This is a genomic window from Streptomyces sp. NBC_00353 (genome assembly GCF_036108815.1).
Lineage (GTDB): Bacteria > Actinomycetota > Actinomycetes > Streptomycetales > Streptomycetaceae > Streptomyces.
In genome coordinates this window covers 6,808,007-6,829,209 of sequence record NZ_CP107985.1, presented here as the reverse complement: position 1 = coordinate 6,829,209, position 21,203 = coordinate 6,808,007, and the positions used below count along the sequence as shown (strand labels likewise).

The 21,203-nt window shown below is 70.7% G+C and carries 15 protein-coding genes and 3 tRNA genes; 6 read left to right on the top strand and 12 right to left on the bottom strand.

The window, feature by feature from the left end:
- Positions 1-38 precede the first annotated feature (38 nt).
- The 5 genes from OHA88_RS30710 to OHA88_RS30690 all read right to left on the bottom strand — a co-directional run bounded on the left by OHA88_RS30710 (position 39) and on the right by OHA88_RS30690 (position 3,530).
- Entirely contained in the window at positions 39-1,922 is a 1,884-nt protein-coding gene (locus tag OHA88_RS30710) for an ABC transporter ATP-binding protein (protein ID WP_328627888.1), read from the bottom strand.
- A 260-nt stretch (positions 1,923-2,182) separates the two neighbouring features.
- Positions 2,183-2,374: a hypothetical protein gene (locus OHA88_RS30705; RefSeq protein WP_267005305.1), complete on the bottom strand. Its 192-nt coding sequence runs from the start codon at positions 2,372-2,374 to the stop codon at positions 2,183-2,185.
- A gap of 703 nt (positions 2,375-3,077) precedes the next feature.
- Positions 3,078-3,154 (bottom strand) — tRNA-Ile (locus OHA88_RS30700).
- A gap of 225 nt (positions 3,155-3,379) precedes the next feature.
- Positions 3,380-3,452, bottom strand: a tRNA-Asn gene (locus OHA88_RS30695).
- A gap of 5 nt (positions 3,453-3,457) precedes the next feature.
- A tRNA-Asn gene (locus OHA88_RS30690) sits at positions 3,458-3,530 on the bottom strand.
- 204 nt (positions 3,531-3,734) lie between these two features.
- Here OHA88_RS30690 and OHA88_RS30685 point away from each other — a divergent pair.
- The 4 genes from OHA88_RS30685 to OHA88_RS30670 all read left to right on the top strand — a co-directional run bounded on the left by OHA88_RS30685 (position 3,735) and on the right by OHA88_RS30670 (position 9,375).
- Complete coding sequence (locus OHA88_RS30685) at positions 3,735-4,040, top strand: YtxH domain-containing protein (RefSeq protein WP_326608456.1); 306 nt, start codon at positions 3,735-3,737, stop codon at positions 4,038-4,040.
- 60 nt (positions 4,041-4,100) lie between these two features.
- A complete protein-coding gene (locus OHA88_RS30680) occupies positions 4,101-5,546 on the top strand; it encodes an FGGY family carbohydrate kinase (protein WP_328627887.1) in 1,446 nt (481 codons plus the stop codon).
- 170 nt (positions 5,547-5,716) lie between these two features.
- Entirely contained in the window at positions 5,717-7,450 is a 1,734-nt protein-coding gene (locus OHA88_RS30675; protein ID WP_328627886.1) for an ABC transporter ATP-binding protein, read from the top strand.
- Positions 7,450-9,375: an ABC transporter ATP-binding protein gene (locus OHA88_RS30670; RefSeq protein ID WP_328627885.1), complete on the top strand. Its 1,926-nt coding sequence runs from the start codon at positions 7,450-7,452 to the stop codon at positions 9,373-9,375. The genes OHA88_RS30675 and OHA88_RS30670 overlap by 1 nt, the downstream gene beginning before the upstream one ends.
- Positions 9,376-9,391: 16 nt before the next feature.
- On the opposite strand, the gene OHA88_RS30665 is transcribed toward OHA88_RS30670, so the two are convergent.
- From OHA88_RS30665 to OHA88_RS30640, 6 genes are all read right to left on the bottom strand, one after another.
- Positions 9,392-10,519: an RNA polymerase sigma factor gene (locus tag OHA88_RS30665; RefSeq protein WP_328627884.1), complete on the bottom strand. Its 1,128-nt coding sequence runs from the start codon at positions 10,517-10,519 to the stop codon at positions 9,392-9,394.
- Positions 10,520-10,744: 225 nt separating this feature from the next.
- Complete coding sequence (gene dnaG, locus OHA88_RS30660; protein WP_328627883.1) at positions 10,745-12,649, bottom strand: DNA primase; 1,905 nt, start codon at positions 12,647-12,649, stop codon at positions 10,745-10,747.
- Positions 12,650-12,799: 150 nt separating this feature from the next.
- Positions 12,800-14,059: an NAD(P)/FAD-dependent oxidoreductase gene (locus tag OHA88_RS30655; protein ID WP_328627882.1), complete on the bottom strand. Its 1,260-nt coding sequence runs from the start codon at positions 14,057-14,059 to the stop codon at positions 12,800-12,802.
- A gap of 442 nt (positions 14,060-14,501) precedes the next feature.
- Positions 14,502-15,812 carry a deoxyguanosinetriphosphate triphosphohydrolase gene (locus tag OHA88_RS30650; protein ID WP_328627881.1) on the bottom strand — a complete coding sequence of 437 codons (1,311 nt, stop codon included), beginning with the start codon at positions 15,810-15,812 and terminating at the stop codon, positions 14,502-14,504.
- 36 nt (positions 15,813-15,848) lie between these two features.
- The gene (locus tag OHA88_RS30645; protein WP_328627880.1) at positions 15,849-16,784 is read right to left on the bottom strand and encodes a sirohydrochlorin chelatase; all 936 of its coding nucleotides are present in this window, start codon (positions 16,782-16,784) and stop codon (positions 15,849-15,851) included.
- A 66-nt stretch (positions 16,785-16,850) separates the two neighbouring features.
- The gene (locus OHA88_RS30640; RefSeq protein ID WP_443044310.1) at positions 16,851-17,678 is read right to left on the bottom strand and encodes a Cof-type HAD-IIB family hydrolase; all 828 of its coding nucleotides are present in this window, start codon (positions 17,676-17,678) and stop codon (positions 16,851-16,853) included.
- Between the two features lie 159 nt (positions 17,679-17,837).
- Here OHA88_RS30640 and OHA88_RS30635 point away from each other — a divergent pair, with 159 nt between their 5' ends.
- Positions 17,838-18,551 (top strand): SanA/YdcF family protein, encoded by a 714-nt coding sequence (locus tag OHA88_RS30635; RefSeq protein ID WP_326603632.1) that lies wholly within the window; start codon positions 17,838-17,840, stop codon positions 18,549-18,551.
- A 132-nt stretch (positions 18,552-18,683) separates the two neighbouring features.
- A complete protein-coding gene (locus OHA88_RS30630; RefSeq protein ID WP_328627879.1) occupies positions 18,684-20,774 on the top strand; it encodes a molybdopterin oxidoreductase family protein in 2,091 nt (696 codons plus the stop codon).
- Here OHA88_RS30630 and OHA88_RS30625 read toward each other — a convergent pair.
- Entirely contained in the window at positions 20,734-21,201 is a 468-nt protein-coding gene (locus OHA88_RS30625; RefSeq protein WP_328627878.1) for a gamma-glutamylcyclotransferase family protein, read from the bottom strand. The genes OHA88_RS30630 and OHA88_RS30625 overlap by 41 nt on opposite strands.
- Positions 21,202-21,203: the final 2 nt, after the last annotated feature.

Below are 21,203 nucleotides of genomic sequence, written 5' to 3'. Positions count from 1 at the left end.
TGGTAACGACCGGTCCGGAGCCGGCTCCTTCTAGGGCCCTACCGCCAATGGATCCCCGATGGGCGCGCATGCTTGGCGAGTGCGTTCACGGTGCCGTTGCCACGCGAGGGCTTGGCGTCGAACAGCGTGGCGTACAGGCCGCTGCGGTCGAGCAGTTGGGCGTGCGTGCCCGACTCCACCAGACGCCCCTCGTCCAGCACGAGGATGCGGTCGGCGTCGGCGGCGAGGGCCAGGTCGTGCGTGATGACGATGGTGGTGCGTCCCTCGGCGAGGCGTCGCAGCGGGCCGAGGATGCGCTGTGCGGCCAGTGCGTCCAGGCCGGTGGTGGGCTCGTCGAGAAGGAGAACGGGCGCGTCGCGGACCATGGCACGGGCGATCGCGATGCGCTGCAACTGGCCTCCGGAGAGCCGGGACGTGCCGGGTGAGACAACGGTGTCGTAGCCGTCGGGAAGCGCACGGATGAAATCGTGCGCGTCGGCTGCCCGCGCGGCCTCCTCGATGTCACGGAAAGTTGTGTCGGTGCGCCCGCACGCGATGTTCTGCTCGATGGTGTCGTGCAGGACGAGGGTGTCCTGCGGCAGCAGCGTGATGTTCCGGCGGAGGTAGGTCAGCGGCAACTGGTCCACGGATGTGCCGTCCAGCCGGATGCTGCCGGAGTCCGGGTCGTAGAACCTCAGCAGCAGAGCGGCCAGGGTCGACTTGCCGGCTCCGCTGGGGCCGGTGATGACCAGCAGCTCGCCGGGGACCGCGGTGAACGAGAGACCGCGGAGAACCGGCTCCGGGTTACCGGGGTAGTGGAAGTCGACCTGCCGCGCCTCCACCTCGCCAACAGCGCGCCGCCGGGCCGGGGCCGCGACGGATGCGCCCGGGTCGGTGACGGTGGGCTGGGTGTCGAGGATCTCCAGAAGCCGCTCGGCTCCGGCGGTCGCGGCGGTGGCCGTCAGACCGAGCTGGCCCAGGGAGCGGATCGGCGGGTAGAGGGAGCCGACGAAGGCGGCAAAGGCGAGGAGCTGCCCGAGTGTGATCCCGCCCGTGGAGATCTGCCACGCCCCCAGGCCGATGATCACCAGGACGCACACCGTTTCGAGGACCTCTACGAGTTGTTCGTAGAGCTCGGCGAGCCGGGTGCCTCGCACCGCCGCCTTGAACCGGGCACGCGCCTTGCCGAGGAGCCGTTCCTCCTCGTCGTGCTGCCTGTTGTACGCCTGGGTCATGACGACGTTGACCAGCGTCTCCTCGACCACGGCGGTGATGGCACCGTCCGCCGCACGTCCGCGCCGGGACACCGCGCGCAGAGGGCCCGTGAACACGCGGGTGACGAGGTAGAAGAGCGGGATCATGGCAAACGTGGCGAGGGCCAGTTTCCAGCTCAGCCACACAGCGGCGGCAGCGTAGAAGAAGGTGTTGAAGAGAGCGGTCGCAGCCCCGACGATGCCGGAGACCACGAGGGCTTCGATGGCTTCCACATCGCCGGTGAGCCGCTCGACCAGGTCACCGCGGCGATTGCGCTGGTAGAAGTGGGGCGGCAGCGTCTGCAGATGACTGAAGACGCGGGCCCGCAGCCGCATCACGAAGCGTTCGGCGGTCCAGACCGCGAGCGAGCTGCACAGATACCCCACGATCGCACCGATGACGGCCACGGTGAGCCACTGACCAGCAGGTTTCCAGAAGGCACTGACGGATCCCTGCTGCAGAGCGTTGTCGGTCAGTTCCGCGAAGAGAAGGATGGTGATGGTCTCCGCGACCGCGGTCACGCTGGCGAGGACGCAGATGAGCAGGAGCCAGCGCCGGTCGCCATAGGTGAGCGGCCAGAACCGTCGGAACGACCGCACCACGCTGATGGGGTCGGTACGGATCGGAACGTCCGTCACCGATTCCGGGGGCGGCTCGTCGGGGCGCGCGAGGGGGCCGAGAAGGCGCATGAGCCTCACATCACTGAGGAGTGCGGAACGCGGACAACCGCCGGAGCCTGTTCCCGGATCGGGGCCGGATCACGGCGCGATCTGCGATGCCGTCGTGATTCAACCTTTGAAGAGCGCTGCGGAACGCCTGCCAGGGGCCGCAGGTCGACATGGTCCGAACGGGAGGCCCCTGGGGTGCGGGCCCCAAAACCACGAGGCGTGACCCGCGCGGTTGCGCGGGCCAGCCTCGTGTAAGGGGTTTGGAGATTCTGGGTGACCGGTCAGTAGCCGTAGCCGCCGTAGCCGCCGTAGCCGCCGTAGCCGCCGTAGCCTCGGCGCCCGAAGCGGCGTCCACGTCCGCGTCGGCCGAAGCCGTAGCCGTAACCGCCGTAACCGCCGTAGCCGCCGTAGCCGCCCCAGCCGCCCCAACGGTCCCTGCCACCCCCATGGCGGAAGATGTCACGAACGTTCATCTTCGCCTCCTTTGGGAAGTTTGGTATGCCGCACCCTGTTTCTGCCGCGGCACTATCGACACTACGACGCCTTCACGGGACCAACAAGTCGTACGCGTACGAATTCGGGCAAAAGCCATATTTCTAGGCGAATATTCGGGTATCGCCCGGCGTGATGCGCGGGCACAAAGCGGTCCACGGGGCGCCTCATCGGCACAACGGAGCACGCCCGCAGCATCGCTGACGAAATCGGCCGCAGCGGCCCCACACCCCCACAGATCCGGGTCGACAGCCGCCAGGCACCCGCAGGCATGGGCGGGGCGCGACGGAACGGCACCGGAGCGTGACGGCGCGCCACTACCGTTCGAGGGTGCGCCCCGGAGTCACGATGAGCGAAGCGCGTTGCTAACGCAAAGAAAAATGCTCGTACCGAGCGTCAGGGCGCAGCAACGAGGCGCCACAGCCCTCACACGCCGCCTCAACACCACCAGCAGCCGACCCACTTGACGCACGCCCGGACGAAACCGGTCGGTACACACGGAGTTCGGGATATCGACGGAGCCCCGGCCGCATGCGCGGTCGGGGCTCCGTCACCTCGTGAGCGTCGGCCTCTGAGCCGACAGTGGGCCTGCGAACGGCCTTCAGCGTGTCTTGCACGTTCGACGCCGCCGCGCGTGCATCCTTGTTTCCAGGAGGCTGGAACGTTCCTGCGCTGCGGCCGTCGTGGTGGGGCGGGTGGGACTCGAACCCACGGCCGACGGATTATGAGTCCGCTGCTCTAACCGGCTGAGCTACCGCCCCTTTTCGGCGTGGCGCGCACATGTGTGCGCGCCGTCTGCCGCAGCATAGCCGGTCATACGATCTCTCGCTCCGGATGGTCGGCTTCGCCTGACCTTGAGGACTGCGCTGCCGGCTGCCCGGTTCCGGACGGCGCGAAGCGGACACGAAAGAGTCCGGCACCGGCCGTCGGATCAGCCTCCGGCCCGGCACGCGAAAAAGGACCCCGAAGGGTCCTCTTCCGTTCCGCTCCCCCGACTGGACTCGAACCAGTAACCCTCCGGTTAACAGCCGAATGCTCTGCCAATTGAGCTACAGGGGATCGCGCTCCCCCGACTGGACTCGAACCAGTAACCTGCCGGTTAACAGCCGGCTGCTCTGCCAATTGAGCTACAGGGGATTGCTGCGTTTGCACCGAACCCTACCTGCCTGGCTGCTGCCGGGCGGCGCGCGTTCGCTGCGACACATACATTAGCGCAAGCAGGGGGGTGCTCCGCCAATCGGTATCGCCCCGGGTGATCTCGGGCCCCGGCGGGTAGGCGGGCAGCACACGTCGCACCGAGCACATACGCAGCAAGCACGGAGCAGGAGAAGGGTGGCAGCCATGCGGTACCGGCTCACGTTCATCGCCGGCCTGGCCCTCGGTTACGTCATCGGCACTCGGGCCGGACGCGAGCGCTACGAGCAGCTGAAGAAGTCCGCACGTCAGATCGCCCAGAACCCGGCCGTGCGCAATACCGCCGAGTCCGCGGCACAGAGCAGCCGCGAGTTCGCCGGCAAGGCGTACCACGCGGTGAGCGTCAAGGTCGGTGACAAGGTGCCCGCCTCGGTGGTCGAGCGGGTGCGGTCGGTGCGGGAGCGGAGCCAGGGCCAGGGTGTCGAGGACGACTGGGGCACCAGCAATACGTAACAGGGGTGGCCACCCGCCTTCCGTACGGGAAAGCTCCGGCGGTGCGGCAGAATCTTCATCATGGGCATAGTCGCCGGCTTGGACAGTTCTTCGGCCTTCACACACATCGTCGTCTGCGATGCGGACACGGGTGCCGTACTCCGGCAGGGGTACGCCGCACATCCCGTCGAGGCGAAGGTCACCGAGGTCGATCCGCAGGTGTGGCTGCTCTCACTCGGTGAGGCGGCCACCGGCGGGTTGCTCGAAGGCGTCCAGGCCATCGGCGTGTCCGCGCAACAGCACGGTCTGGTGCCGCTGGACCGGCAGGGCAACCTCGTACGCCCGGCGCTGCTCGGCAACGACAAGCGGGCGCAGGTCGCCGCGGCCGATCTGATCGACGGGCTCGGCGGGCGGCAGGCCTGGGCCCAGGCGGTCGGGGCCGTGCCGCAGGCCGCGCAACCGGTGTCGAAACTGCGTTGGCTGGCGCGGACCGAGCCGGAGGCGGCGCAGCGGGTCGCTTCGGTGCTGCAGCCGCACGACTGGCTGGTCTGGCAGTTGCTGGGCCGGCCGAACCGGCGGACCACCGACCGGGGTGCCGCGTCGGGGACGGGGTACTGGTCGGCGGGGAGCGAGGCGTACCGGCCCGATCTGGTGGAGCTCGCGCTCGGGCACCAGGCCGCGCTGCCGGAGGTGCTCGGCCCCGCCGATGCGGCCGGGACGACGCCGGAGGGCCTGCTGATCTCGGCCGGGACCGGCGAGACGATGGCGGCGGCGTTCGGGCTCGGGGTCGGGCCCGGCGACGCGGTGGTGTCGCTGGGGGCCTCAGGTTCGGTGATGGCGGTGCACCACGAGGCGCTGGCCGATCCGTCCGGGATGATCACGTCGTTCGCGGATGCCACCGGGATGCATCTGCCGGTCGTGTACACGCTCAATGCGGTGCGTGCGCTGCGCGGCACCGCCGAGATGCTGGGTCTGGAGAGTCTGGAGGAGCTGTCCGCGCTGGCGCTGAAGTCGACGCCGGGCGCTTCCGGGCTCGTACTGCTGCCGTATCTGGAGGGCGAGCGCACCCCGCATCTGCCGCACACCGCGGGCACGCTGAGCGGGCTGCGGCGGGAGTCGATGAAGCCGGAGCATCTGGCCCGGGCCGCGTTCGAGGGCATGCTGTGCTCGCTGGCCGACGCGCTCGATGTGCTGCGTGACCGCGGGGTCGAGGTGCGGCGGGTGTTCCTGCTGGGTGCGGCGGCCGAGCTGAGTGCCGTGCAGGGGCTTGCGCCTGCGCTGTTCGGTACACAGGTCGTCGTACCGCAGCCGGCCGAGTACGCGGCGCTTGGTGCGGCCCGGCAGGCGGCCTGGGCGCTGGGGGTCTCGCGGGGGACGCTCGATCCGCGCACCCCCCCGGCCTGGCAGGGCGCGGCGGCGCAGGTGCTGGAGCCGGGCGAGGAGCTGCCGGTCGGTCAAGCGGTGCGGCAGCAGTACCGGGCGACGCGGGACCAGATCCATCCCGGGGCGTTCGACTCCGCGCTCTGATCCGACCGCTCTGGGTGACAAGGCCGGTCCCCCGGCCGGAGGTTCGGTCTCCGACAGGTGGACCGGGTCATGTTTTTGACCTGGGCTTGAGGAAAAACGTTCGCGGTCACGCCGGGCCTTGCCGGAAAATGAGTCGACTCCCGACCTCCTGCCGACTCCGAGAGACACGCGTGCTCATAAAACTCCTGCGGGCCTGTCTCGGCCCGTACAAGAAACCGATCATGCTGTTGGTGGCTCTCCAGCTGCTGCAGACCTGCGCCACTCTCTATCTCCCCTCTCTCAACGCCGACATCATTGACAACGGTGTCGTCGAGGGGGACACCGGCTACATCCTGACGTACGGCGGCATCATGATCGCCGTCTCCGTCGCCCAGGTCGTCTGCAACACGGGGGCGGTCTTCTACGGTGCGCGAACTGCGGCCGCACTGGGCCGGGATGTCCGGGCGTCGGTCTTCGACCGGGTTCAGTCGTTCTCGGCACGTGAGGTCGGGCGCTTCGGGGCACCCTCGCTGATCACCCGTACGACCAATGACGTCCAGCAGGTCCAGATGCTGGTCCTGATGACGTTCACCATGATGGTCTCGGCGCCGATCATGTGTGTCGGCGGCATCATCATGGCGCTCGGCCAGGACGTTCCGCTGTCGGCGGTGCTGCTCGCGGTGGTGCCGGTGCTCGGCATCGCGGTGAGTCTCATCGTGCGGCGGATGCGGCCGCTGTTCCGCACGATGCAGGAGCGGCTCGACACGGTGAACCGGGTGCTGCGCGAGCAGATCACCGGCAACCGGGTCATCCGCGCATTCGTCCGCGACGGGTACGAGGAGAAGCGGTTCCGGGGCGCCAACACCGAGTTGACCGATGTGGCGCTCTCCACCGGGCGTCTGATGGCGCTGATGTTCCCGACCGTGATGACGGTCGTGAACGTGTCGTCGATCGCCGTGGTCTGGTTCGGTGCGCACCGGATCGACAGCGGCGGTATGGAGATCGGCGCGCTGACCGCGTTCCTCTCCTACCTGATGCAGATCGTCATGTCCGTGATGATGGCCACCTTCATGTTCATGATGGTGCCGCGCGCCGAGGTGTGTGCCGAGCGCATCCAGGAAGTGCTGGAGACCGATTCGAGCGTGGTGCCGCCGGTCGAGCCGGTGCGGGAGCTGCGCGCCCACGGTCATCTGGAGGTGCGGGCCGCGGACTTCCGCTACCCGGGCGCCGAGGAGCCGGTGTTGCGGTCAGTGGATCTGGTGGCGCGGCCCGGTGAGACGACCGCGATCATCGGGTCGACGGGCAGCGGGAAGTCGACGCTGCTCGGTCTCGTACCGCGGCTGTTCGATGTGACGGACGGTCACGTACTGGTCGACGGCACGGACGTACGGACGCTGGAGCCTACGCTGCTGGCGAAGACGGTGAGTCTGGTTCCGCAGAAGCCGTATCTGTTCTCCGGGACGGTGGCGACGAATCTGCGGTACGGAAACCCGGACGCGACCGACGAGGAGTTGTGGCACGCGCTGGAGGTCGCGCAGGCCAAGGAGTTCGTCGAGGAGCTGGAGCACGGGCTGCACGCGCCGATCGCGCAGGGCGGCACCAATGTCTCCGGCGGGCAGCGGCAGCGACTCGCGATCGCGAGGACGCTGGTGCAGCGACCGGAGATCTATCTCTTCGACGACTCGTTCTCCGCGCTCGACTATGCGACGGATGCCGCGCTGCGCCGGGCGCTGTCGCAGGAGACCGCCGAGTCGACCGTGGTGATCGTGGCTCAGCGCGTGTCCACCATCCGTGACGCGGACCGGATCCTGGTGCTCGACGAGGGCCGGGTCGTCGGCTCCGGTACCCATCACGAGCTGATGGACGGCAATGAAACCTACCGGGAGATCGTGCTCTCCCAGCTGACGGAAGCGGAGGCCGCGTAATGGCCGGGCCTGGCGGACGCATGATGGCGGGCGGGGCGCCGACCGACCGGTCCATGGACTTCAAGGGGTCCTCGAAGCGGCTGCTGAAGCGCTTCGCGACGGAGAGGGCCTCGCTCTACGGGATGCTGGCGGCCTGCGTGCTGAGCGTCGGCCTCTCGGTGGTGGGACCGAAGATCCTCGGCAGGGCGACCGACCTGGTGTTCGCCGGGGTCATCGGCCGGCGGCTGCCCGAGGGCACGACGAAGGAGCAGGCCGTCGAGGGCCTGCGCAAGACCAACAGCGGCCTGGCCGACCTGCTCTCCGGGGTCGACTTCGTCCCCGGCCACGGCATCGACTTCGGTGCAGTGGGCGACGTACTGCTGACGGCGCTGGCGGTCTATGTCGGTGCCGGTCTGCTGATGCTGGTGGCCACCCGGCTGTCGATCCGGATCATCAACCAGGTCGTGTTCCAGCTGCGCGAGGACATCCAGACGAAGCTGGCGCGGCTGCCGCTGTCGTACTTCGACCGGGCCAAGCGCGGCGAGGTGCTCAGCCGGGCGACGAACGACATCGACAACATCTCTCAGACGATGCAGCAGACGATGGGCCAGCTCATCAACTCCCTGCTCACCATCGTCGGCGTGCTGATCATGATGTTCTGGATCTCGCCGCTGCTGGCCCTGGTGGCGCTGGTGACGGTGCCGCTGTCGGTGGTCGTGGCGACGAAGGTCGGCAAGCGGTCGCAGCCGCAGTTCGTGCAGCAGTGGAAGGTGACGGGAAAGCTCAACGCCCATATCGAGGAGATGTACACCGGGCACTCCCTGGTGAAGGTCTTCGGGCGGCAGGAGGAGTCCGCGAGGGACTTCGCCGAGCAGAACGACGCACTGTACGAGGCGAGCTTCCGGGCGCAGTTCAACAGCGGGATCATGCAGCCGCTGATGATGTTCGTGTCGAACCTGAACTATGTGCTGATAGCCGTCGTCGGTGGGTTGCGGGTGGCGTCGGGTGCACTGTCGATCGGTGACGTCCAGGCGTTCATCCAGTACTCGCGGCAGTTCTCGATGCCGCTGACGCAGGTCGCCTCGATGGCGAACCTGGTGCAGTCGGGTGTCGCCTCGGCCGAGCGGATCTTCGAGCTGCTGGACGCCGAGGAGCAGGGCCCCGACGCCCGGACCGGTGGGCGCCCGGCAGAGCTGCTCGGCAGCGTCTCGCTGGAGAAGGTGTCGTTCCGGTACGAGCCGGACAAGCCGCTCATCGAGAATCTGTCGCTGAACGTCGAGCCGGGCCACACGGTCGCGATCGTCGGCCCGACCGGCGCCGGCAAGACGACGCTGGTCAACCTGCTGATGCGGTTCTACGAGGTGACGGGCGGCCGGATCGCACTCGACGGCGTCGACGTGGCGCAGATGTCGCGGGACGAGCTGCGGTCGGGGATCGGCATGGTCCTGCAGGACACCTGGCTGTTCGGCGGGTCGATCGCGGACAACATCGCGTACGGCGCTTCGCGCGAGGTCACCCGGGAGGAGATCGAGGAGGCGGCGAGGGCGGCCCACGCCGACCGCTTCATCCGTACCCTGCCGGACGGTTACGACACGGTGATCGACGACGAGGGCACCGGGGTCAGCGCGGGCGAGAAGCAGCTGATCACCATCGCGCGGGCGTTCCTGTCGGACCCGGTGATCCTGGTGCTCGACGAGGCCACGAGCTCCGTCGACACCCGTACCGAGGTGCTGATCCAGAAGGCGATGGCCCGTCTCGCGCACGGCCGTACGAGCTTTGTGATCGCGCACCGGCTCTCCACCATCCGGGATGCGGACGTCATCCTGGTGATGGAGGACGGGTCGATCGTCGAACAGGGCACGCACGACGAGCTGTTGGAGGCGCAGGGGGCGTACGCCCGGCTGTACGCGGCGCAGTTCGCGCAGGCGGTCGCCGAGGTCGACTGATCTCTTCGGTACGACCTCAGTCCAGGTAGCCGCGGAGCTGGTCGGCGAAGGCGTGGTCCCGCAGCTTGTTGAGGGTCTTGGATTCGATCTGGCGGATGCGTTCGCGCGTCACGCCGAAGATCCGGCCTATCTCTTCGAGTGTGCGGGGCCGGCCGTCGTCCAGCCCGTAGCGCAGCTGGACCACCTTCCGCTCCCGCTCGCCCAGGGTGGAGAGCACCGCTTCGAGGTGCTCGCGCAGCAGCAGGAACGCGGCGGACTCCACGGGGGACGCCGCGTCTCCGTCCTCGATCAGGTCGCCGAGCGCGACGTCGTCCTCCTCGCCGACCGGTGCGTGCAGCGAGACGGGTTCCTGAGCGAGCCGCAGCACTTCGCCGACCCGTTCCGGCGTCAGGTCCAGCTGGGCGGCGACCTCTTCGGGCGTCGGCTCGTAGCCGCGTTCCTGGAGCATCCGGCGCTGCACCCGTACGACGCGGTTGATCAGCTCGACGACATGGACCGGGACCCTTATCGTCCGCGCCTGGTCGGCGAGGGCGCGGGACATGGCCTGCCGGATCCACCAGGTCGCGTACGTCGAGAACTTGTAGCCCCGGGCGTAGTCGAATTTCTCGACGGCCCTGATCAGTCCGAGGTTCCCCTCCTGGACCAGATCGAGCATGGTCAGTCCGCGGCCGACGTAGCGTTTGGCGACGGAGACGACGAGGCGCAGGTTCGCCTCGATCAGGCGGCGCTTCGCCATCCGCCCCATGACCACCAACCGGTCGAGATCGACGGCGAGTCGGGAGTCCGGGTCCGGGGTTCTCGCGAGCCGCTCCTCGGCGAAGAGGCCGGCCTCGACACGGCGGGCGAGCTCCACCTCGTCGGCGGCGCTGAGCAGCGGGATGCGTCCGATCTCCCGCAGGTACTGACGGAAGAGGTCGGAGGACGGGCCGCCGGTGTCGGTGCGGCCGCGCGACTCCGGGAGTTCGGGCACCTCCGCCTGCTCCTCCAGGACGGCGTCGGCTGCGACGACCGACTCGGGCGGTTCCGACGGTTCGGGCGGTTCGGGTGTCAGTGGGTCCACCGCTGCCTCCGGATGATGCATGGCCCGGTTCTGCGCGGGGACGGCCGAGACACGCTCGGTTGTGGTCACGGTCCGGGTCTGCACGGGGGCGACCTCCAGGTGATCGCTGCCGGATCGCGGGGATGGGAGGTCCACCGTGCAGTGGGCCGACCGCGCTCCGATGACTCAGGCACCGCCCCCCAGTGTGGGGGAAGACACATCGCCGCCACGAGGGGCGTGCGCGGACTTTCTGAGTCCGGTCCGTAACCGGCCGGTTACGCGCGGGGAGGCCGGGCCCGGCCATGATCCGCCGGACCGGCCCCGGTCGCGTCAGAGCGCGTCGGCGCCGTTGTTCCGCAGGGACTGGGCGTACTGCTGGAGGACCCAGACCTCGTTCTGCGCGGCCGCCAGATGGTCGGGAGCCACATTGCTGCCGAGACGGCTGAGGCTGCCCTGGACGTCGTTGATCCGGCGGTCGACGGCACGCAGCCGGACCTTGACCAGGTGCTCACCCGCGTACGCCTCGTCGATGGACTTGCCGTGGAAGACCTCCACGGCGAGCTCGGTGACCAGCTTGCGCACCGTGTCGTTGGGAGCGGCACCGAGGACGCCGACCAGGTACTCGCGGGTGTCGGCGAGGCCCCGCTCGGCACCGCCCGCCTCCGCGATGCACTGCCGCACCGCCGCGTACGGCGGGGCGGTGAACTCGTCGACCCCGTAGGCGTCGAAGGCCGGGGCGACCAGGGCGGGCCGCTGCAGGGCGAGCTTGAGCAGCTCGCGCTCGGTGCGGTGGGCGGGGCTGCGGAGATGGAGCGCGGGGCCCGACGGGCCGGCGGTGGGCCGGGCCTGCTGGTGCTGGGGGCCGCCGCGGGTGGGCGCAGGGGCGGGGCCCCGGTCGCCGCGGTCGCGGGCCCAGCGGGCCAGCTGGGCGACGCGCTTGACGACGAACTGGGTGTCGAGGATGCCGAGCATCCCGGCCAGCTGGACGGCGACCTCGTGCTGCGAGGAGCTGTTCTTGATCCGGGCGACGACGGGGGCGGCCTCGTCGAGGGCTGCGCCGCGGCCAGCGGGGGTCTCCAGGTCGTACCGCCCGACGATCTGGCGGAGCGCGAACTCGAAGAGCGGCGTGCGTGGTTCGACCAGGTCGCGGACGGCCTCGTCGCCCTTGACGAGCCGCAGATCGCACGGGTCCATGTTGTCCGGGGCGATCGCGATGTACGTCTCCGCGGCGAACTTCTGATCGTCCTCGAAGGCCCGCAGGGCGGCCTTCTGACCGGCCGCGTCGCCGTCGAATGTGAAGATCACCCGGGCGCTGCCGTTGTCCATCAGGAGCCGGCGGAGGATCTTGATGTGGTCGCCGCCGAAGGCCGTACCGCAGGTGGCGATGGCGGTGGTGATGCCGGCGAGGTGGCAGGCCATGACGTCGGTGTAGCCCTCGACGACGACGGCCCGGCTGGCCTTCGCGATGTCCTTCTTCGCGAGGTCGATGCCGTACAGCACCTGCGACTTCTTGTAGATCGCGGTCTCGGGGGTGTTGAGGTACTTCGGCCCGTTGTCGTCGTCGCGGAGCTTGCGGGCACCGAAGCCGACGACCTCGCCGGATGTGTCGCTGATCGGCCACATCAGCCGGCCTCGGAAGCGGTCGATGGGGCCGCGGCGGCCGTCCTGGGAGAGGCCCGAGGTGATCAGCTCCCGGTCGCTGAACCCCTTGCCCCGGAGGTAGCGGGTGAGGTGGTCCCAGCCGGCCGGGCTGTAGCCGACGCCGAAGTGGGCGGCCGCCGCCTGGTCGAAGCCGCGCTCGGCGAGGAACTTCCGGCCGATCTCCGCCTCGGGACTGTCCAGCTGCTCGACATAGAACTGGGCGGCGGCCTTGTGCGCCTCGACCAGCCGGATGCGCTCGCCGCGCTGGTGGGAGGGGTTGTAGCCGCCCTCCTCGTAGCGCAGGGTGATGCCCGCCTTGGCAGCGAGCCGCTCGACCGTCTCGGAGAACGAGAGGTGGTCGATCTTCATCACGAACGCGATGGTGTCGCCGCCCTCCTGGCAGCCGAAGCAGTGGAAGAGTCCCTTGCTCGGGCTGACCTGGAAGGAGGGCGACTTCTCGTCGTGGAACGGGCAGAGCCCCTTGAGGTTGCCCCCGCCCGCGTTCCGCAGCTGGAGGTACTCCGAAACGACGGCGTCGATCGGGACCGCGTCCCGGACCGCCTTCACATCGTCGTCATTGATCCTGCCTGCCACGGGTGAAGTCTACGGGTGAGGGCGGACAGCAGGAGCCCGCGGACGTCGTCGCGGGCGCCGGACGACACCCTGATCACGACCGCCCGGCGACGGAGAACGCGATGGAGAAGACGGCGGGGAACACGGCGCAGAACACCGTCCTGATACCGCTCAGATCAGCGACTCCAGGGGCACCGACGGGTCCGCCAGCGCGTCCGGGTCGATCTGCCGGCCGGTCCGGATCAGCTCCTGCACGGTCTCGGTGACATCCCACACATTGACGTTCATCCCGGCCAGCACCCTGCGGTCCTTCAGCCAGAACGCGATGAACTCCCGCTTGCCCGCGTCGCCGCGGATGACGACCTGGTCGTACGAGCCCGGCGGCGCCCAGCCCGAGTATTCGAGCCCCAGGTCGTACTGGTCGGAGAAGAAGTACGGCACGCGGTCGTAGCCGACGTCCCGGCCGAGCATGGCGCGGGCCGCGGCCGGGCCGCTGTTGAGCGCGTTCGCCCAGTGCTCCACGCGCAGCCGGGTGCCGAACAGCGGGTGCGGCATGTTGGCCACGTCCCCGGCGGCGTAGATGTCCGGGTCGGAGGTGCGCAAAGAGGCGTCGACCGCGATGCCGCCGCCGTCGCTGCGGGCGGCGATCGCGAGACCGGCGGCTTCGGCGAGGGCGGCGCGCGGGGCGGCGCCGATCGCGGCGAGGACGTCGTGGGCGGGGTGTTCCTCGCCGTCGTCGGTGCGGGCGGCGAGGACCATGCCGTCCTGACCGATGATCTCGGTGAGCCTGGTGCCGAAGTGGAAGCGGACGCCGTGGTCGCTGTGGAGTTCGGTGAAGATCTGGCCGAGCTCGGGGCCGATGACCCGGAGCAGCGGGGTCGCCTCCGGCTCGACGACGGTGACCTCGGCACCGTATCCCCGGGCCGCCGCCGCGACCTCCAGGCCGATCCAGCCGGCCCCGGCGATCACCAGATGGCCGTTGTCGCGGCCGAGCGCGGACAGCACGTTCTTCAGCCGGTCGGCGTGGGCGAGGCGGCGCAGATGGTGGACGCCGGCCAGATCCGTACCGGGGATGTCGAGACGGCGGGGTTCGGCGCCGGTGGCGAGCAGCAGCTTGTCGTAGTGGATGACGGTGCCGTCGCCGAGCTCCACGGAGCGGCCGCCACGGTCGATGGCGGTGACGGGCTGGCCGAGGTGGAGCTCCACATCGGCGCCCGCGTACCAGGCCGTCTCATGGACGAAGACGCTCTCACGGGCCTCCTTGCCGGCCAGATAGCCCTTGGAGAGGGGAGGTCGTTCGTACGGATGGTCGCGCTCATCGCCGACCAGGATCACCCGGCCGCTGAAACCCTCCGAACGGAGTGTCTCGGCTGCCTTCGCTCCGGCCAGTCCTCCCCCGACGATGACGAACGTCCGATGTGCGTCGACCACTTTGGTGCCTCCTCGGTGCTTGCTGCGCTCCGCCGCCACCTGCGAGCGTCCCGCACGCAGCGTGATGGCGAAAGAGGGTGTACCCCGATCAGGTCACACCCGGTGGCCACGGGCCGGGGCCCACGCCGCGCGGAACGGGCCCCGGGCGGAGCCGCGCGCCCGCCCGGCGTGGCATGTGCTCCCAGCACATCACCTGCGCCGTTGCCGACCGCCATCGCCGCGCCCCACGGCCGCAGGACTTGCCCGCGGCCGCCGAACAGGCAGGCGAATACGGGGGTACGGGGGCAGGCATCCGTATGCCGGACGGCGGCCCGCCGGGGCACCTTTCGCCCGCAGCACACAGGTGGCCCGGAGCGCGGGCGGCCGGTCCGCCTCCGGGCAGGGCGCGCGGCGGCAGGGCGCTGGGGGACGTGACCGCACCGGGGTACCGCCCGGCGGCCCCTCACCGTCCCCGGGAGGTGAGCGAGGTGTGCAGTGAGCGGGCCGAGGCGTCCGTGAGGGCCGCGATCTGGTCGACCAGGACGCGCTTGCGGGACCGGTCGTCGCAGGCGTGCTCGTACAGCGCGCGGAACTGTGGTTCCAGGCCCTCGGGGGCGCGCGCGGTCAGCGCCGCGGCCAGTTCCGCGATGACGATCCGCTGGTCGGCACGGATCGCTTCCTGTTCGGCGCGCTGCATCACATAGCGGTCGGCCACCGCCTTGAGGACCGCGCATTCATTGCGTGCCCCGCGCGGGACGACGAGCTCGGCCGCGTACCTGCCGAGGCGACCGGCTCCGTACGCCTGGCGGGTGGCGGTCTCGGCGGCGAGGCAGAACCGGCCGATCAGCTGGCTCGTCGCGTCCTTCAGCCGGGCCTGGGCGACGGCGGATCCGTCGTAGCCGTGCGGCCACCACTCCTGGCCGATGAGCCGGTCGAGGGCGTCGGCCAGCTCCTGCGGGTCGGTGTCGAGAGGGACGTAGCGCCCGATCGCCACGTCCCAGATCTCGCGGCGCTCCGGCTCCGCGAAGAGGCAGTTGGGGTCGATGTGGCCGGCGTGCAGACCGTCCTCGAAGTCGTGCACCGAGTACGCGACGTCGTCGGACCAGTCCATCACCTGGGCCTCGAAGCACTTGCGGTACGACGGGGCGCCCTTGCGGGCCCACTCGAAGACCGGCAGGTCGTCCTCGTACACCCCGAATTTCCGGGAGCCGGGGTCGGTGGGGTGGCCGCCGCGCGGCCAGGGGTACTTGGTGGCGGCGTCCAGCGCCGCCCGGGTCAGATTGAGCCCGACGCTGACCAGTTCGCCGGTCCGCACGTCGCGCACGAACCGCTTCGGTTCCAGCCGGGTCAGCAGCCGCAGCGACTGGGCGTTGCCCTCGAAGCCGCCGCAGTCGGAGGCGAAGTCGTTGAGCGCCTGCTCGCCGTTGTGCCCGAACGGCGGGTGGCCCATGTCGTGCGCCAGACAGGCCGTCTCGACCAGATCGGGGTCGCAGCCGAGCGCCGCGCCGAGCTCCCGGCCGACCTGGGCGCATTCCAGGGAGTGCGTGAGTCTGGTCCGGGGACTGGCGTCCCAGACGAGGCTGCGGGTGCCGGGCGTGACGACCTGGGTCTTCCCGGCGAGTCTGCGCAGCGCGGCGGAGTGCAGCACCCGGGCGCGGTCCCGCTGGAAGGCGGTGCGGCCCGGCCGTTTGTCGGGCTCGGTGTCCCAGCGCTCGGTGTCGGCCGCGCCATAGGGCGTGGTGCCGTGTTCCTGTGTGCCCCGCGTACCGTCCATGGTCACGACAGTAAACGGCCGGACCGACAAGAATGCTCAGGCGGACGCCAGGAGATGGCCGTTCGTCGCGACTTCATCTGCCGGGAGTGCGCCGGCCAACGCCTGGTCGTACCGGTGCAGGAGCAGTCGCGCCATCGCGGGGTGCGCGCCGAGCGGGGCCGCGGCGGTGCCGGGGGCGGCAGCGGCGGCGGCCGTCGCGAACCGGCCGGGTGCGGTGAAGTACGAGGCGACCGCGACCCGGTGCCGGCCGCGGGCGGCGAGGGCGCGCACCACGACGGGGACGGTGGGCGTGGTGGCGGAGGCGTACGCGGCGACGACGGGCACTCCGCCGAGCCGTTCGCTGAGCATCCGTGCGGTGCGGCGGGTGTCCGCGGCCGAATCGGGGTCGCGGGAACCGGCGGCGGCCAGGACCACGGCGGAGCCGCGGCTGTCGGCTTCCTCGGCCGGCCAGCCCGCTTCGACGAGCCGCCCGTACAGCACCTCGACGAGCAGGGGGTGCGGCCCGAGCGGCGCGGCGATCGTGGCCCGCAGGGCAGGTGCGACGGCGAGTGCCGCAGGTATGTCCCGCTTGACGTGGTGGCCGCGGCCGAGCAGCAGCGGTACGAGAACGGCGGCACCGGACCCCAGGCCGGCCAGGGTTGCCGGCAGGAGCGGCTCGTTCAGCTCTATGTGGCCGAGCCGGACGTCCAGCCCCGGGCGCAGTTCCCGCACCCGGTCCAGCAGCGTCATGACCGTGCGCAGCGCCTGCGGGTCGCGGCTGCCGTGCGCCACGGCGACGAGGGCGGGGGCGTGGGTGGTGGTGGCGGAGCCCGGTGCGGAGCCGCCGGTGCGGTGGTGCATGGGTCTGCGCGTTCCGTTCAGGGAGACATGGCTGAGCTGGGCGCCGAGCTGGGCGGTGATTCGGGTCAACAGTTGCGCTGTGCTGTCGAGAGGCAGGGACTCACGGGGCTGTGCCGATGCCGACTCCGTCATGCACCGATGGTGGCGGGCGCAGGTTGCCAGGTCGTTGCGCAGGGGTGACGGGTCTTTGCCACGGGCTCACGGCGCGGTCGGCGGCCCGAAGAGGCGCTCCAGGACGTGGGCCACCCCGTCCTCCTCGTTGGACATCGTGTGTGTCGGTACGGCGGCGAGCACGGCCGGGTGGGCGTTGCCCATGGCGTATCCGGTGCCCGCCCAGTCGAGGACGGTCAGGTCGTTGGGCATGTCGCCGAAGGCGATGACCTCCGTGGCGTCGATGCCGCGCCCGGCGCAGAGCTCCGCGAGAGTGCCCGCCTTGGTGACCCCGGACGCGCTGATCTCCAGGAGCCCGCGCCCGCCGGAGTGGGTGAACTGGACTTCGCTGCCCGCCGGGCCCACCCCTTGCCGGGCTGCGGCCAGCAGGGTGTCCGCGTCGAGCCGGTCGGACCAGGCGAGGAGTTTGGTGACGGGTACGTCGGTCAGCCACAGGTCCGCCAGGGACGCTACGGGCAGTTCGGCGTCGATGTCCTCCGACAGGCGCAGCCGGTACGCCGGTTCGTACAGGACCTGGTTGCCGGTCTCCAGGGCGAACCCCACCTCGGGCAGGACGGCGGCGAGTGCGGTGGCCACGCGCTGGGCGACGGTGACGGGCAGGGCGCGGGAGGAGACGACCGTACGCGTCCCGATGTCGTAGACCAGCGCGCCGTTGCTGCACACCGCTGTCCCCGTCAGACCCGTCGCCTCGGCGAGCCGGTCGACGAACCTGGGCGGCCTGGCGGTGACGAGGACGACCTCCGCACCGGCGCTCTCGGCCGAGCGCAGCGCGCGGAGGGTGCGGGACGAGAGGGTGCCGTCGCGGCGCAGAAGAGTGCCGTCGAGGTCGGAGGCGATCAGCCGGGGAAGCAACATCGGCCGATTTTATTGGGCGGGGTCCGCGCCCGGTGTGCGTACGGCACGCGGGCCTGCGACCGGGGCCGGTCCGGGTGAAGAAAGTCGCGGCGTGGAGAACCCTTTTGACCTGATACTCGTCCGATCAGTTGACGCAATGACACCGACCGAGGGACTCCGATGCGAGGGAAGCGGCCGCAATGGCTGGGGTGGCTCGGGCGGCTGCGGCCGCGCCGGCCGCGCACGCGGCGTGGACAGCGGTGGGTCGTGCAGGGGGTGATGGCAGCCTGTGTGCTGGGCCTGGCTCCCGCGACCTGGATGTACTCCGTCGCCGACGCCCGTGTCCGGACGACCGCGGACGCGCCCGCGCAGCAGGTCGCCGTGGTGTTCGGGGCCGGGCTGTGGGACGGGAAGCCGTCGCCGTACCTCGCGAACCGGCTGAACACGGCCGCCGAGCTGTACCGGGACGGCAAGGTGAAGGTCGTGCTGGTGACCGGGGACAACAGCCGGGAGGAGTACGACGAGCCGGATGCCATGCGGGCGTATCTCGTGGCGCACGGGGTCCCGGACAAGCGGATCGTCAGCGACTTCGCCGGGTTCGACACGTGGGACTCCTGCGTGCGGGCCAAGAAGATCTTCGGGGTCGACCGGGCCGTGCTGGTGAGCCAGGGGTTCCACATCCGGCGGGCAATCGCGCTGTGCCGGGCCGCGGGTATCGACGCGTACGGGGTCGGGGTCGACGCCAAGCACGATGCGACCTGGTACTACGGCGGGACGCGAGAGGTGTTCGCGGCGGGGAAGGCGGCCCTGGACGCGATGTTCAAGCCGGATCCGCACTTCCTGGGGCCCGAGGAGCCCGGGGTCGGGGAGGCCCTGGCGACCGGCGGGCGGTGAGGACGCCGACCGCCTCTCCGGCCCGGCGGAGGCCGACCTCACGGGCCCGGCGGAGGCGGGCTGAGGTCCACGTTCCGGCGGCGTAACCGGTCGCGGGCGTCCGCGTAACACCTGGCTCGCACGCTGGGGCACATGGCCCGCACCGAGACTGCCCCCACCGCGACCCACTGCCCGTACTGCTCACTGCAGTGCGGGATGAATCTGCGACCGGTCACCGGCGGCCCGGTGGTCGAGGTCGTGGAGCGTACCGATTTCCCCGTCAACCGCGGCGCCCTGTGCGGCAAGGGCCGGACCGCACCGGCCGTGCTCTCCTCACGGGTGAGGCTGACCGGACCGCTCGTGCGTGACGCGGTCAGTGGCGAGCTGGAGCCGGCCGGCTGGGACGAGGCGCTGGCCGCGATCGCCGACGGGCTCCGGCGCACCCGGGCCGCGCACGGGCCCGATGCCGTGGGGGTGTTCGGCGGCGGCGGGCTCACCAACGAGAAGGCGTACGCGCTCGGGAAGTTCGCCCGGGTCGTCCTGTCGACCTCGCAGATCGACTACAACGGGCGGTTCTGCATGTCGTCGGCGGCCGCCGCGCACCAGCGGGCCTTCGGCCTCGACCGCGGGCTGCCGTTCCCCTTGGAGGACATCGCGCGCACCGGGTGCGTGATCCTCGTCGGGTCGAACCTCGCCGAGACCATGCCGCCCGCGCTGCGCTTTCTGACCGAACTGCGTGAGAACGGTGGCCGGTTGATCGTCATCGATCCGCGCCGGACCCGCACCGCCGAGCAGGCCGATCTGCATCTGGCGCCCCGGCCCGGCACGGATCTCGCGCTCGCGCTCGGAATGCTGCATCTGGTGGTGGCGGCCGGCCGGGTGGACGAGGAGTTCGTGCGCGACCGTACGACCGGCTGGGACGAGGCCAGGGCCGGAGTCATGGCGCACTGGCCGGAGCTGGTGGAGCGGCTGACCGGGGTGCCGGTGCCGCAGCTGCGGGAGGCAGTCGAGATGTTCTGCGATGCGCAGAACGCCATGGTGCTGACCGCGCGCGGACCCGAGCAGCAGTCCAAGGGCACGGACACGGTCGGCGCCTGGATCAACCTCTGTCTGGCCACCGGCCGGGCGGGCAGACCGCTGTCCGGCTACGGCTGTCTGACCGGGCAGGGCAACGGCCAGGGCGGGCGCGAACACGGGCAGAAGGCAGACCAGTTGCCCGGCTACCGCAAGCTCACCGACCCGGCGGCGCGCAGCCATGTGGCGCAGGTGTGGGGGGTTGACCCGGACTCGCTGCCGGGGCCGGGGCGCAGTGCGTACGAGCTCCTCGACGCGCTGGGGACGGACGTGCGGTCGCTGTTGGTGATGGGGTCCAACCCGGTGGTGTCCGCGCCGCACGCCGCGCATGTGGAGGAGCGGCTGCGGTCGCTGGACTTCCTCGCGGTCGCGGATGTGGTGCTGTCGGAGACGGCGGCGCTGGCCGATGTGGTGCTGCCGGTGACGCAGTGGGCGGAGGAGACCGGGACGACGACCAGTCTGGAGGGCAGGGTGCTGCTGCGGCAGCGGGCGGTCACCGCGCCGGACGGCGTCCGCAGCGATCTGGAGGTGCTGCACGGGCTGGCCGCGCTCCTCGGGCACGGCAAGGGGTTCCCCACCGACCCCGAGGAGGTCTTCGACGAGCTCCGGCGCGCCTCCGCGGGCGGTCCCGCCGACTATGCGGGGATCACGTACGGGCGGATCGCGGCGGAGAACGGGGTGTTCTGGCCGTGCCCGGACGAGCAGCATGCCGGTACGCCGCGGCTGTTCCTGGACCGGTTCGCCACCGACGACGGGCGGGCGCGGTTCGTACCCGTGACGCACCGTCCGGCCGCCGAGGAGACCGACCGGGAGTATCCGGTGGTACTGACGACGGGTCGGGTGGTCGCCCAGTACCAGTCGGGTGCGCAGACCCGCCGGGTCGACGAGCTGAACGCCGCAGCCCCCGGCCCGTTCGTGGAACTGCATCCTCGGCTCGCCGAGCGGATCGGGGTGGCGGAGGGCGATCCGGTGGCGGTCACGTCGCGGCGCGGGCGGGCGGTGGCGCCCGCCCGGATCACCGGGGCGATCCGGCAGGACACCGTCTTCATGCCGTTCCACTGGGCGGGTGAGGGCCGGGCCAACACGCTGACGAACCCGGCCCTGGACCCGGTGTCGCGGATGCCGGAGTTCAAGGTGTGCGCGGTGCGGGTGGAGGCGGCCGCCGGGTGAGCCAATCGCCTCCCGGGATGGGGATGCCGCCGGTACGGAGGGTGCGGGTGACGGGGGCGGCGGCGAGGTAGACCCAGGCGCGGGCGGTTCCGGTGGCGGGCGGGACCGCGCCCGGAAGGCGGACTTCGCGGGCGACCCGCTCGTAGAGATTGCGCGGGTGCCCCGGTCCGACGTACTCCTCCAGCCGGTCGAGGACGACGAGCAGCTCCGCGTACCTGGCGGGCGCGGCCGTGACGAGCGTGCCGCGCACGGTGCCGTGGCCCTCGATCGCGTACGGGTAGCCGGGGCCCTCGTACAGCAGGGCTCCCGGCAGCAGGGCCGGCTGTTCCGCGATCGCCCGGTCCCGGAGGAACAGGTCGTGGTTGGGTTCGCCGGGCAGCAGCGTGCCGTAGACGAAGAAGGGCAGTTCGGGGTCGGTCCGCGGCATGG